Source organism: Helicobacter sp. TUL (assembly GCF_002287135.1).
Taxonomy (GTDB): domain Bacteria; phylum Campylobacterota; class Campylobacteria; order Campylobacterales; family Helicobacteraceae; genus Helicobacter_F.
Genome location: NZ_NESU01000005.1, coordinates 80,766 through 94,184 on the forward strand (window position 1 = coordinate 80,766; position 13,419 = coordinate 94,184).

Annotated in this window: 14 protein-coding genes and 1 tRNA gene; 9 read left to right on the forward strand and 6 right to left on the reverse strand. The window is 35.9% G+C overall.

Annotation, left to right across the window (positions count from 1 at the left end; genetic code table 11):
* The first annotated feature begins 245 nt into the window (after window positions 1–245).
* The 5 genes from pta to B9T66_RS03745 all read left to right on the forward strand — a co-directional run bounded on the left by pta (window position 246) and on the right by B9T66_RS03745 (window position 5,181).
* The gene (pta, locus tag B9T66_RS03725; RefSeq protein WP_095627649.1) at window positions 246–1,238 is read left to right on the forward strand and encodes a phosphate acetyltransferase; all 993 of its coding nucleotides are present in this window, start codon (window positions 246–248) and stop codon (window positions 1,236–1,238) included.
* A 32-nt stretch (window positions 1,239–1,270) separates the two neighbouring features.
* On the forward strand, window positions 1,271–2,467 hold the full coding sequence (locus B9T66_RS03730; RefSeq protein WP_095627650.1) for an acetate kinase: 1,197 nt from the start codon (window positions 1,271–1,273) through the stop codon (window positions 2,465–2,467).
* 9 nt (window positions 2,468–2,476) lie between these two features.
* Entirely contained in the window at window positions 2,477–3,076 is a 600-nt protein-coding gene (locus tag B9T66_RS03735) for an isochorismatase family protein (RefSeq protein ID WP_095627651.1), read from the forward strand.
* Window positions 3,077–3,204: 128 nt separating this feature from the next.
* Window positions 3,205–3,684 (forward strand): ankyrin repeat domain-containing protein, encoded by a 480-nt coding sequence (locus B9T66_RS03740; protein ID WP_257874581.1) that lies wholly within the window; start codon window positions 3,205–3,207, stop codon window positions 3,682–3,684.
* Between the two features lie 66 nt (window positions 3,685–3,750).
* On the forward strand, window positions 3,751–5,181 hold the full coding sequence (locus B9T66_RS03745) for a catalase (protein WP_180763326.1): 1,431 nt from the start codon (window positions 3,751–3,753) through the stop codon (window positions 5,179–5,181).
* A 55-nt stretch (window positions 5,182–5,236) separates the two neighbouring features.
* On the opposite strand, the gene B9T66_RS03750 is transcribed toward B9T66_RS03745, so the two are convergent.
* From B9T66_RS03750 to B9T66_RS08835, 3 genes are all read right to left on the reverse strand, one after another.
* A complete protein-coding gene (locus B9T66_RS03750; RefSeq protein ID WP_095627653.1) occupies window positions 5,237–6,034 on the reverse strand; it encodes a UDP-N-acetylmuramate dehydrogenase in 798 nt (265 codons plus the stop codon).
* Window positions 6,034–6,300: a flagellar biosynthesis protein FliQ gene (gene fliQ / locus B9T66_RS03755; RefSeq protein ID WP_095627676.1), complete on the reverse strand. Its 267-nt coding sequence runs from the start codon at window positions 6,298–6,300 to the stop codon at window positions 6,034–6,036. The genes B9T66_RS03750 and fliQ overlap by 1 nt, the downstream gene beginning before the upstream one ends.
* A 36-nt stretch (window positions 6,301–6,336) precedes the next feature.
* A tRNA-Sec gene (locus tag B9T66_RS08835) sits at window positions 6,337–6,433 on the reverse strand.
* Between the two features lie 101 nt (window positions 6,434–6,534).
* Here B9T66_RS08835 and luxS point away from each other — a divergent pair.
* Window positions 6,535–7,023, forward strand: a complete 489-nt coding sequence (gene luxS / locus B9T66_RS03760) for an S-ribosylhomocysteine lyase (RefSeq protein ID WP_095627654.1) — start codon at window positions 6,535–6,537, stop codon at window positions 7,021–7,023.
* Between the two features lie 243 nt (window positions 7,024–7,266).
* Here the strand turns inward: luxS and B9T66_RS03765 are convergent, their stop codons facing one another.
* The 3 genes from B9T66_RS03765 to B9T66_RS03775 are packed head-to-tail and all read right to left on the reverse strand — an operon-like array spanning window position 7,267 to window position 10,742.
* Entirely contained in the window at window positions 7,267–8,310 is a 1,044-nt protein-coding gene (locus tag B9T66_RS03765) for a DNA adenine methylase (protein WP_095627655.1), read from the reverse strand.
* Window positions 8,303–9,856: an AlwI family type II restriction endonuclease gene (locus tag B9T66_RS03770; protein ID WP_095627656.1), complete on the reverse strand. Its 1,554-nt coding sequence runs from the start codon at window positions 9,854–9,856 to the stop codon at window positions 8,303–8,305. Before B9T66_RS03770 ends, B9T66_RS03765 begins: the two co-directional genes overlap by 8 nt.
* Window positions 9,843–10,742, reverse strand: a complete 900-nt coding sequence (locus tag B9T66_RS03775) for a DNA adenine methylase (protein ID WP_180763329.1) — start codon at window positions 10,740–10,742, stop codon at window positions 9,843–9,845. The genes B9T66_RS03770 and B9T66_RS03775 overlap by 14 nt, the downstream gene beginning before the upstream one ends.
* A 272-nt stretch (window positions 10,743–11,014) precedes the next feature.
* Between B9T66_RS03775 and B9T66_RS03780 the strand changes: the two genes are divergently transcribed.
* From B9T66_RS03780 to B9T66_RS03790, 3 genes are all read left to right on the forward strand, one after another.
* Window positions 11,015–11,980 (forward strand): alpha/beta hydrolase, encoded by a 966-nt coding sequence (locus tag B9T66_RS03780; RefSeq protein WP_257874586.1) that lies wholly within the window; start codon window positions 11,015–11,017, stop codon window positions 11,978–11,980.
* A 75-nt stretch (window positions 11,981–12,055) separates the two neighbouring features.
* Window positions 12,056–12,475, forward strand: coding sequence for a cupin domain-containing protein (locus tag B9T66_RS03785; protein WP_095627678.1), 420 nt, complete (start codon window positions 12,056–12,058; stop codon window positions 12,473–12,475).
* A 173-nt stretch (window positions 12,476–12,648) separates the two neighbouring features.
* Entirely contained in the window at window positions 12,649–13,410 is a 762-nt protein-coding gene (locus B9T66_RS03790) for a carboxymuconolactone decarboxylase family protein (RefSeq protein WP_095627679.1), read from the forward strand.
* Window positions 13,411–13,419 lie beyond the last annotated feature (9 nt).

Sequence of the window (13,419 nt, forward strand, 5' to 3'; positions counted from 1 at the left end):
ATGTAATCTTCCATTACATCTCATACGATTCTTTTTTATAAACATTATTTTTCTCTATGTTACTTTTTTTCTATTTTTCTTTACAAGATCGTTACTTGTGTAGATTCTGCATATGTTAAAAAAATATATCTTTTGCAAAATGAGTAAAAATTTCCATTTTGATAGATTCTATTTTTGTAAATAAGAAAGTTATTAATTTAGCTGTCTTAGTATGTAAATGAGAACTACATAAAGGGAGGTTAGATATGAGTTTTATTGAAGGCATTAAACAAAAAGCAAAAGCTGATAAAAAAACAATTGTCTTACCAGAGACAAGTGATATTCGCACCTTACAGGCAGCGCATAAGATTTTAGAAGAAGGCTTTGCTGATATTATTTTGCTTGGTGATGAAGAGCAGATAAAGGCTGTGGATTCTACTCTTAACCTGCAAAAGGCACAATTCATCAATCCAAATAACACATCACTACTTGAGGAATTTGTTGAGCTTTTTGTCGAACTTCGTGGACATAAAGGTATGGACGCACAAAAAGCTAGAGAATTACTCACCAAAGATTGGCTATATTTTGGTGTGGCATTGGTAAAAGCAAAAAAAGCTGATGGTATGGTAGCAGGAGCTTTGCACGCTACATCTGATGTTTTGCGTCCATCATTGCAAATTATTGGGACTGCAAAAGATTCTAAGATTGTTTCATCGTGTTTTGTGATGATTGTGCCAGATTGCGCATATGGACTAGATGGGACATTTGTGTTTGCGGATTGCGCACTTTGTCAAGATCCAACACCAGAGGAGCTTGCAAATATTGCCGTAGCATCTGCACGCACATTTAGAGCGCTTACAAAAAACGAACCTTTTGTGGGAATGCTAAGCCATTCTACCTATGGTAGTGCGAATCACCCACATATCGATAAAGTAAGGGAAGCGACTAAAATTGCTCAAAACCTTGCACCAGATCTTGCTATTGATGGAGAATTGCAACTTGATGCAGCCATTGTGCCAAGCATTGGTGCCTCTAAAGCAAAGGGTTCAAAAGTGGCAGGAAAAGCAAATGTGCTTGTGTTTCCGGATTTGGATTCAGGCAATATCGGCTACAAGCTTGTGCAAAGACTTGCAAAAGCAGAGGCATATGGTCCTATTTCACAGGGAATGGCAGCGCCGGTTAATGATTTGTCACGCGGTTGCAGTAGCGATGATATCGTGGGTGTTGTGGCACTTACGGCATTACAAGCACAAGCTTAGATACATACGACAATACACATAAAGGAGAAAATATGAAGGTTTTAGTTATTAATTGCGGAAGTTCTTCACTCAAGTTTCAGCTTATTGATATGCAGACAGAAAAAACGATTGTTTCTGGTATGTGCGATAGAATCGGACTTGATGGTAGTGTGCTAAATTACAAGAAAAATGGTGAAAAAATAGAGAAAAAAGAGGTGATACCAAATCATCAAAAAGCAGTATCTATGGTGCTTGAAGCACTCACGGATAAAAAACATGGTGTCATTAGCTCCCTTCAAGAAATAGCAGCTGTTGGGCATAGAGCCGTGCATGGTGGAGAATATTTTAAAGAATCTGTGCTGATTGATGAAAATGTGATTAAGCATGTTGAAGATTGCTCGGCACTAGCACCATTGCATAATCCAGCAAATATCACAGGTATTAGAGCATGTCAAAAACTTATGCCAAATACGCCTATGGTGGCAGTTTTTGATACAGCATTCCACCAAACTATGCCTGCCAAAGCCTTTATGTATGGTGTGCCATATGAATGGTATGAAAAGCACAAAGTTCGCCGATATGGGTTTCATGGGACTAGCCATAAGTTTGTTTCACAACGCACCGCGGAGTTTTTGGGGCTTGATTATCATGATTCAAAGATTATTACTTGTCACCTTGGCAATGGCTCATCAATTGCTGCAATCAAAAATGGTAAATGTATCGATACAAGTATGGGACTTACACCGCTTGAGGGACTTATCATGGGGACAAGAAGTGGGGACTTAGATCCTGCCATTTTGGATTATATCGCTGATAGAGAGGGGCTTAATACCAAAGCTATTGTGAATATTCTTAACAAAAAATCCGGTGTGCTTGGAATCTCTGGACTTTCAAGTGATTTTAGGGATTTGCTTGATGCAGATCTCAAAGGCGATGAGCGTGCAAAACTTGCGCGTGCAGCCTTTGCGTATCGCGTAGTGAAATACATCGGATCGTATTGCGCGGTGCTTATTGGTGTTGATGCTATTAGTTTTTGCGCAGGTGTGGGTGAAAACGCCAACTTCATACGCGGTATGATTGTAGATCATTTGGAGTTTTTGGGTGTGAAACTTGATACAGAAGCAAACAAAGTATGCGGAAAAGAGGCGATTATCTCTACATCAGATTCTAAAGTCAAAGTATGCGTGATACCAACTAACGAGGAGCTTGTAATTGCGCGTGATACACAAGCTATTGTCTCACAGCTTTAGGATTGTGTGATGAAACCTTTCACACAAGCGCTTTTAGATCCTGTAGATTCGCTTTTTGTATGCATTGACATACAGGAGCGACTTTTGCCTGTCATGGCACGAAAGTCTGAAGTGGTAAAAAATACTAATACTCTTTTGCAGGGTGCGCAGATTCTAGGGAGTAAGATTCTTGTTACCGAGCAGTATCCAAAGGGATTGGGTGCGACGGATTCTAGTATTGTCTTTACACGCATAGAATCTTTTGACTCGCGCGATATGCAATCCCAAACTCCTCAATGTGTGCTAAAAGAAAAAAGCACATTTAGTATTTTTGGTGATGAGGCAATCACTTCGTGTATTGCACAAACTGCATGCAAAAATCTTGTGATTTTTGGGATTGAGAGTCACGTATGCATTTTGCAAAGTGTCTTGCACGCGCGTATGCTTAATTTTAATGTGTGGGTTGTCCAAGATGCCTTAAGCTCTCGCAGTGATGCCAATCATCATAATGCAATCTCGCTAATGGCAACTCAAGGTGCAAAAATCACCAATACAGAATCTGTGCTTTTTGGTAGTATGCTAGATTCTAAAGATCCACATTTCAAAGCTATTAGTGCGCTTGTGAAGTGATGTGCTTCTTATGAAAATGCTCTTAAATCTCAATGAAGTCATTGTAGTTGAGATTCTAAACAAGGGTTTGTGATTTTGTGCTAATTTTTGATATTTAAAAATCAGCACAAAATACAAGGAGTTTAGAATTGATACATCAAGAAGAAGAATTAGAAAAATTTATCGCTCAAAGTTTTGACTTTGCTCGCAACAATGACAAACATTCACTCGAAATAATGTTAAATGCCGGCTTAAATGTAAATCTAGCAAACCATAAAGGAAATACCTTGCTTATGTTAGCCGCATACAATAATAGTTTTGAAGTTGCAGAAATGTTGTTGCAAAGAGGGGCAGAAGTCGATAAAAAAAATGACAAAGCCCAAACACCTTTAGCTGGAGTGTGTTTTAAGGGTTACAAAGAAATGGCAGAGTTGTTGCTCGCATATGGTGCAAACCCTGATGAAGATAATGGATTGGGCTTGACGCCTATTAATTGTGCCATAATGTTTCGTCGTAAAGAGATTCTTACACTTTTGTTGGCACATTCTCGCAAAAAACTTTCATTGTGGCAAAAAATTGGTTTGAAATTGCTAGGAAAATTTCCAAAAATATCAAAAAATACTATTTAATAAAAATTATTATTTACAAATTTATACTACTATTAATGTCTACTTACATTTATTAAAGGAGACATTATGAAAACTTTAACAACTGCTACGGGCACACCTATAGGTGATAATCAAAATTCCATGACAGCGGGTAAAAGAGGTCCTACACTCTTGCAAGATACTTGGCTTTTAGAAAAACTTGCACACTTTGATCGAGAGAGAATTCCAGAGCGTGTCGTGCATGCTAAGGGCAGTGCGGCTTATGGAGAATTAACAATCACAAATGATATTACGCAATATTCTAAAGCAGATTTGTTTTCACAAGTAGGCAAGAAAACAAAAGTGTTTTTGCGTTTTTCCACTGTGGCAGGAGAGCGAGGCGCAGCTGATGCAGAGCGTGATGTTCGTGGTTTTGCACTTAAGCTTTATACACAAGAAGGGAATTGGGATATTGTTGGCAATAATACTCCAGTGTTTTTCATCAAAGATGCGATGAAGTTTCCAGATTTTATTCATTCACAAAAACGAGATCCCAAAACAAATCTTAGAAGTAATGTAGCAGCGTGGGATTTTTGGAGTTTGCATCCAGAATCTTTACACCAAGTAACAATCCTTATGAGTGATAGGGGTATCCCTCGTAGCTATCGTGAAATGCATGGATTTGGTAGCCACACATATAGCTTTATTAATGCTAAAGGAGAGCGATTTTGGGTGAAATTTCACTTTAAATCATTGCAGGGAATTGCCAATTTAACCAATAAAGAAGCCGCAAACATCATAGCCAATGATAGAGAATCTCATCAAAGAGATTTGTTTGAAAATATTGAAAAAGGGAATTTCCCTAAATGGCGTTTCTGTGTGCAAATTATGCCAGAAGCTGAAGCCATAAACTACAAGGTGAATCCTTTTGACCTTACAAAAACATGGAGTCACAAAGATTATCCGCTTATTGAAGTAGGAATTTTAGAACTTAACAAAAATCCACAAAATTATTTTGCAGAAGTAGAGCAAGCTGCTTTTAATCCCGCAAATATCGTGCCAGGTGTTGGATATAGTCCTGATAAAATGCTTCAAGGGCGACTCTTTAGCTATGGTGATACGCAACGCTATCGCTTGGGGATTAATCACACCCAACTTCCAGTTAATGCTCCAATAAATCCCGTAAATAATACACATCGTGATGGTTTTATGCAAATGGGAAGTTTTGGAGGGGATCGCAACTATAATCCAAGTTATTATAATGATTATACAGAATCTGCTGAAGCAAATGAGCCACCTTTGCATATTGCAGAAAGCGAGATTATGGCTAGATACGATCATAGAAAATATGAGGAAGATCATTTTAGTCAAGCTGGGGATCTCTATCGTTTGATGAGTGATGAACAAAAAGAAGTGTTGTGTCAAAATATCAAAGAGGCAATGGATGGCGTTCCTGTAGAAATTAAAAAGCGTCAAATCGAACACTTCAAAAAAGCCGATGCACAATATGGCAAACGCGTAGAAGAGTTAGTCCTCTAAAAATATACTCTCTAGTTTAGATAACCCTAAACTAGAGTAATCATTATAGCTTTACTTATGTGATAATTTGCACCTCACATTCTAATTCTATGCCACTAGATTCAAAAACGCGTTTTTTAGCTATGCCAATAAGTTTGATGGCTTCTTCAAATGTCCCATTTCCTAGATTCACTAAAAAATTTGCGTGTTCTTGTGCAAAACCCATATTACCAACCCTAAAGCCTCTAAGCCCTACAGATTCTAAAAGTCTCCCAGCATAATCTCCTAGGGGATTTTTAAAGCAGCTTCCGCAACTTGGTTTCTTGGGGTGATGAGCACGCAATGACAAAAAATCCTGTGTGAGCTCATGCCTAAAGCCCTCGATTTTGTGAATCTTTGCTGCACAAATCACACCTTCAATGGCGCTTTTACGATACCCAAAGCCTAATGTATCGCTTGGTATCCATATGCCATTTATATTGACTTCCAAAAGTCTTTTATCTATTTCGTGCATACCACCGCGCTTATCCTTTAATCCGGCATTCATCTTGATAATCCCACCAAGCGATCCGGGCAAGCCTTGCAAAAATTCCATACCACCAAGGTCGTGTTTTTTAAAAAAGCTACAAATTTGCCCAGAACTCATCGCAGCACCGATATGCACACATGTAGATTCTATATGGATAAAAGAAAAATGCTTATCTAGCATATAAAGATTTGAGGCGTGTGGAGAAACAAGGAGATTATTTGCTTTGCCGATGATATGCCCACATACTTGCGAGCATTCGTGCGGAGATTCTAAAACTTGCACCTCTATGGGTGCGCCCACACGCAAACTTGAATATTTAGAAAAATCAATAATGCGCGTATGCATTAAAACTTAATATCTGCAATCATATTAAAAAGCATAGTCGTATAATCCGTAATCATGCCAATCATCCACGGCATAGTAAAGATAATGACTGCCACAACTACCAAGATTTTTGGGACAAAGCTTAGAGTCATCTCATTAATTTGGGTAGTGGCTTGAAAAATACTTACCAAAAGCCCTACGATAAGTCCAGCCAAAAGCATAGGCAATGAAAGAATAAGTGTGATTTTATATGTTTGTATTGCTAAACTCATAAGTTGAGATTCCATAGGCTTCCTTGCTAGAGAATATTGTATGCAAATCTTTGGCGAGAAGGCGAGAGAATCGAACTCCCCAAGAGCTAGACACCTAGCCCTTCTTTGGGTTTGAAGCCCAAGGCGCACACCAGCACACTTGCCTCCCTTAAAGTTTTGCATTATAAACTTTTCTAGCTTAAAGCTAAAGAGAATACTATAAAAAATGCTACAATACGATTTTATATACAGAATTCTTAAGGAGATACCATGCCATTATTAGATAGTTTTAAAGTTGATCATACCATTATGCCGGCTCCAGCGGTGCGTTTGGCAAAGACAATGCAAACACCAAAGGGCGATAAGGTGAGTGTTTTTGATTTGCGTTTTTGTGTGCCAAATGAAGAGATTTTGAGCGAAAAAGGGATTCATACGCTTGAGCATCTTTTTGCAGGATTTATGCGTGATCACCTCAATGACGCCAATACAGAGATTATCGATATATCGCCTATGGGTTGTCGCACAGGGTTTTATATGAGCGTCATAGGTGCGCCTAGTGATGAAAGCGTCAAAGATGCGTGGGAAGCAAGTATGAGAGATATTCTCAAGGTTGATACAATCCCTGAAGCCAACAAATATCAATGCGGCACATATGCAATGCATTCTCTCAAAGAAGCTCAAGATATTGCTACAAATGTGCTAAATAGAGGCGTTGGGATTATGGATACACAAAAGATTCTTCTTAAAGACATATCATAAACTTTGTGAGAATCTAGCCCAGCTACAGAATCTCCCATATAGAAGATTCTGTAGTTTCATATTCTAAAAATTCACACTTACTCCTATTTGCAATGCCCCATATTTTTCACCCTTTATTGTAGCTTTTATAAATTGCTTTAGGTATATATTCCATAAATATTTGCAAAATCATTCATATAGCTCTTGACTTAGAGTAACTCTCATTTTGTTCTTTATATTGAAGCGCTTAGGTGTCTTAAGGAGCTAGTCTATTTTGCACACAAAGATATATTCTGCATGGTTTTTGAAATCTGTTTTTCCTGCACTAAAAGCTTTGTATGGAATTTTATGCAAAGTAGTTTTGCCAAAAGATTCTAAAATCTTTCTAAGGGTTTCAAGGCTTATTTTGTTTTCACTTGAATTTGATTTTGAAGTATATGTATTATTATAGGTAACCACCAAAAATTTAGCAATCTTACTTAAATCCTTGCATAGCTCTGTAAATACAGATTCTGCTCCTACTTTGCAATACTCACTCATATTCTCAGGCTCTCTTTTTAGCGCTATCCCATGAAGTTTTGGTTTGTCATTGAGAGTTATAGTCTCTAGCAAGTGGTAGAATCTACTATATTGTCTTGAGTTGTAGGGTGGGTCGATAAAGGCTACATCTATGCTTCTTTTTTGCTCTATAAAATCTTTTACAAGGATATTCGAATCCTCTCTAAAAATCTCTATCTTAGATTCTGTAAAAATTGGATTTATGAGCTTAAAAACAAATTTATCTTTTAAGATTACATTTTTACGATAAGCATCATAATGACCACAAGTATTTGCCACTCTATCAAGGCTATACAAAAGACTAGAGAGCAAAATGTAATATTCTTTAGTAGTTATTGCTTTTGTCTTTTGTAAATTCTCTATGTTCTCTCTTATTGTGCCTATTTTTATAGAATCTTTTAGACTAAAAAACTTTTCTCCAAAATTCAGCGAGTAATAATTTTGTTCTTCACAATCTATCGCATTGAACTCGTATGCTAAATTCTCTAACCTATCTTTACTAAAAGATTCTTGATTGAAGAATCCTTGATAAATCGCATAATTAGAATGTAAAAAATCATTGATAACAATATTCGTGAAATTTCTTTTTTTTGTAAAAAATTCACTCACAACTCCAGTGCCACCAAACACATCAAAAAGGCTTAACTCATTATGTTTTGTGTAATCAAAATCTTGTTTTAGTGCAAAATCTATAGAATCTAAAAGTTTACTTTTAGCGCCTGTATAACGGCGAGATGAGAGATTAAGCATTGGCAATTTCGCTTAGAGAATCTGTATTTTTAAGTTTTTGAATAAATTCTGGAATATCAAAATTATAAATATTCAAATGTTTTTTGTCTTCCAAAAATTCGACATATAGCTTAGAGTCTTCAAAAATTTTTGGTGCAATAAATACGGCAAAATTATTGACATTATCCAACATAGATTCCCTTAAGTGTCTTGTAATGGGTATAAGCTCTAATTCTAGTTGTTTTCTACCTACAATAAGGCTAACTTCAAAAATAGCATTATTTTTGCTATCTTTACAAATAATATCTGTCATATTCCCACTAGCATGATTTTTAGGTAACCCCTCATCATCAATACTATAATTTGGCAAAACCTCCACATTATCTAAGTTTTGCTTTAGTGCAATGGCTGTTAGAAATTCAAATCTTGTAGGTTCTGGGATAAATTTAAATACCAAATCATTACTTTTTGAATTTTTGTCTTTTAATTTTTCTAGTTCATTATAAATTTGTTCTTTAGTATAGGAGTTGGCAAATTTTTGTAGAGCACTTAGTTTTAAATCTATCTTATCTTCTATGGGGATATTTTCTTTTAAGTCCAAAATATGAGTATCAATTTGCCCCATTGACTTAAAATATTCTTCTTTATTAGCAATCTTTGCTTGCTTTGAATAATTTTTTAAAATATAGTCAATTTTGTCTTTCTCAAATGTGTTAAAATCTATGTATCTACCAGCCCCACGCAGTGAAATAATACCTGTTATTCTCATCTTTCGTATATATTCATCAACGCTTTCGACACAAATTTGAGAAATTTTAAAACGCGTTGTATTTGTAGATTCCAAAAGTTCTAGGCACTTTTCATAAACAATCTCATTGCTAGGATTGCTATACATTGCTCTAAAATTAATTATAAAAGCTGCTAAGCTCTTATAATCAGAATCTCTCCAGCACAATAAAAATGGGATTTCATTGCGAGAGATTTTAGAATGTCCTACTTTTTCTTTTAATTCACTCATTGTTTGAAGCAACAAAACAAGTGGAACATTATCGTTTTTGACTTTTCTAAATGGGTTATTTCTTTGATATTTCATCAAAGCATTTAAAAACACATTATTGATTTTTGCATCATTGGTTGGTATTTCATTAAAAGCATCAATAAGTAAATGACCCGTATTTGATATTAAAAGTGGTTTATCTTTCTCATAAAAACAAAATCCAAATTCCATAGAAAGTTTATAAAGTGTATCAAAGCGAGATTCCCAACCTTTATCAAATCCTGCTTCTTTATGGTTTTGTGGCGAATTTTCTATAATACTCTGCACTTCCATTGAATTTAAAATCCTATCAGAATCCAATAAAATTTCTTTAAAATTTTCCCTCTCATAATTGGTAATATACAGCTTATTTTTTATCACACCAGCTATAATTTGCATAATAACTTCATTACTTAAAGTATGATTTTCATAAGGTAACAAAACTTTTAAAAATTCTACTATCCTTTGTGGATTTCTCATTGTTGTGCTAAAAGATAAGATTTTATATTCCACTTCTTTAATTTTTGACATTACTTATGTACACCTCTCTAGAATCTCTTTTGATAGAATTATCATTAAAGCTTATATAATTGCTCTTTATTTCATAGATTCTATAATTTTTCATAAATTCAGATAGAATTTTATTTTCCTTTCCTTTGTGAGTTAGTAAATTGCTAAGTCCCCATTTTACACCATTTACATCTAGCTCTTTCAGAATCTTATAGAGCTTTCTCTCTTCTTTCTCGCTCCATAGCTTATTATACTCACTGCTACTTATAAGATATGGTGGATCAAGATAGATAAAGTCATTTTGCCCTAGCTCTAGCGTGTTTAAAAACACGGCAAAATCACAATTATAAAACTCTATATTTGTATGCTTTTGCATAAAATTAAAATAATTATTTAAAGCATTAAAAACATTACTATTAAAATCCACATTGCCAACAGGCAAATTAAACTCTCCTTTAGAGTTAAAGCGCAAGGTGCGATTAAATCCATAAATTAAAAGCACATAAAGCTTGTTCATATCATCTTTGTTCTTATTGAAATCCGATCTTAATTTGTGATAATTTTCTTTATTAAACTTAGCAAAATATGTCTTTTTATATGTTTCTCTTAATACTTTTGGTGGAATCTTTTGTAAAAAAGAACAGGACAAATTGTAAGATTCTATTATTTCAAACAATGTTGTAAAAAAAGTTTTTGTATCCTTGCTTTGTGAACACAAAAATCTATGCAGATTGATTAAATGGGAATCTAAATCATTAAGTAGATACTTTTTGGCACTGATATTTAAAAACGAACTCCCACCACCACAAAATGGCTCAATGTAGGTCTTTATATTATTTGGGAAATAACTTTTGAGTTGTGAGATGAGCTTGTGTTTATCTCCTACATAAAAAAGCGGAGAGCGAATAAAATTGTCATTTGTTTCAAATAAGCTCTTTGCGTAAGTCAAATACTGCCCTTTTAGTTTCTTGTTATTGTATAGCAAAAATGTTGATAGACTTGTTAAAGGCTTCTTTTTTATCACTTTTTGTCTTTTTACTCTTGACTTAGAGTAACTCTCATCTTTTAGAATCCACTTTTTAAAATCTGCAATAAGGTTTTATGCTGTTTATATAAGGAGATCGTATGAATGTTATAAAGGCATTTGTAGCATATATTTGTATTTTTGGAGGTGTGATTATGGCACAGAGTGTGGATTCTTGGGATAAGACTTTTGCAAAAAGCCAAAAGGTGCAAACACAAAAGGTGCATTTTACAAATCGCTATGGGATTACGCTAGTTGGGGATTTGTATATCCCTAAGGGCGCAGATTCTAAAAAACTTCCTGCTATCGCAATTAGCGGTCCTTTTGGCGCGGTAAAAGAACAGGCTTCAGGGTTGTATGCGCAGACTTTGGTAGAATCTGGTTTTATTACATTGGCTTTTGATCCATCATTTACCGGAGAGAGTGGTGGAGAACCTAGAAATGTCGCGAGTCCGGATTTGAATACCGAGGATTTTAGTGCAGCGGTTGATTTTTTGAGTAATTTTGCACAAGTGGATTCTACAAAAATCGGTATTTTGGGAATCTGTGGTTTTGGTGGGTTTGCTCTCAATGCAGGCTCTATGGATACGCGTATAAAAGCGATTGTAACCTCTACAATGTATGATATGAGTAGGGTTAATGCCTATGGATATAATGATAGTATGGACAAAGAGGCGAGATATAAACTCAAAGAAGAATTAAATGCCACGCGCACAAAGGATTTTGCAAACAAAACCTTTAGCAAGGCTGCTGGATTGCCCCAAACACTAAGCGGTAATGAACCTCAATTTATCAAAGAGTATTGGGAATATTACAAAACCAAAAGAGGATTCCATAAACGCTCTATCAATTCAAATGGGGCTTGGAATGCTACTTCTTCACTTGGCTTTATCAATGCGCCATTGCTTAGCTTTAGCAACGAGATTAAGGCTCCCGTGCTTATGATCCATGGAGAAAAGGCGCATAGTCGGTATTTTAGTGAAGATGCGTATAAGAAACTAGAGGGCGATAATAAGAAATTATTGATTATACAAGGCGCTAATCATGTGGATTTGTATGACAATTTGGAGAAGATTCCTTTTACAAAAATCGCGGAATTTTTTACAACGAATTTGCGATAAGGGAATGTTATGAAAAAGTGTATATTTGTGGTGTTAGTTAGTAGTGTTTTGGGTTTTGCAAATCAAGGAGAAACAATGCAAGTAATAGAGAAAGTAGGAAGTTTAGGAAGCTTTAAGGGAGATTCTAAGATTTTTAGTGGCGATGTGCAAGTGCATATGATGTTTAAGGCAAATGATTTTAGAGATTTTAGCGGTGCTTTGGTGGAGTTTTCCAAAGGTGCTAGAAGTGCTTGGCATACCCATCCAAAAGGGCAAACTCTCATCGTTACAGAAGGTGAAATCATCACAAAAATGCCTGGGCAAAAGGCGAGTATAGCCAAAAAGGGCGATGTGATTAGTTGCCCTGTGGGCGTGGAGCATTTCCATGGTGCTACAGATTCTATGCACGGCAGTCATATTGCACTTACAGGCGAGATTGATGGCAAAAATGTAGAATGGCATCAAAAAGTAAGTGATACAGAATACAAAGAGGCACTAAAAGAAGCTAGGGAGTGATTGGGCGCTTATATGAAGTGGTCGTAGTTATGGAAGTATCAAAGGCAATCTATAAAAGGGCTAAAATGCTACATAGAAGGGATTTTATACATTTTTTACTCAAGGGTATTGCGCTCTTTGGCGTGAGTTTTACTGCTCTTGTAGCACATACACAAAGCATAAAGGATACAATGATGAATCTAACGCATAAAGCAAGAGAAATTTTTGAGAGGTTTTTTACAAAGCCAGAGACATTACCACTTGCACAAAGTGATAGCGAGTATTTTGCAAATTATATTAATTTTGCTTTTGGTGAAAGCTTTGTGCGTTCAAAAATAGGCGAGCGAGAATATTTTTTGATCGTGTTGGCTTCATTGATTGCTGCTGGCGGCAGAGAAGAGTTTAGGATATATATCAAGGGGGCGTTAAATAATGGCGTGAATGCCATTGAGATTAAAGAAATTATCTATCAAGCGACTGCGTATGTCGGATTTGCGAAGGTATATGATTTTTTGGTAATTGCAAATGAGACTTTTGGCAAACTTGGTGTGTCAATGCCCCTTCAACCACAAGGCACAACGACACAAGAAAATCGCCAACACAAAGGCAGGGCTGTGCAAAATATGATTTTTGGGGAAGCAAATATCACCAAAATGATAGAATCTACACCGACAGACAAAGCTTTTATCAATGACTTTTTAAGTGCAAATTGCTTTGGTGATTATTACACAAGAAATGGTGTAGATATAAAAACTAGAGAGCTTATAACACTTGTGTATCTTATTGCACTTGGTGGCGTGGATTCTCAAGTCAAAGCACATATACAAGGAAATCTAAATATGGGACAAACCAGAGAGAGCTTGCTAGGTGTGATTATGGCGCTTGTGCCGTATATTGGCTACCCTAAAAGCCTTAATGCCCTTTTTGCCTTAGATGAAATAACCAAGACTTCATAGATTCTAAAG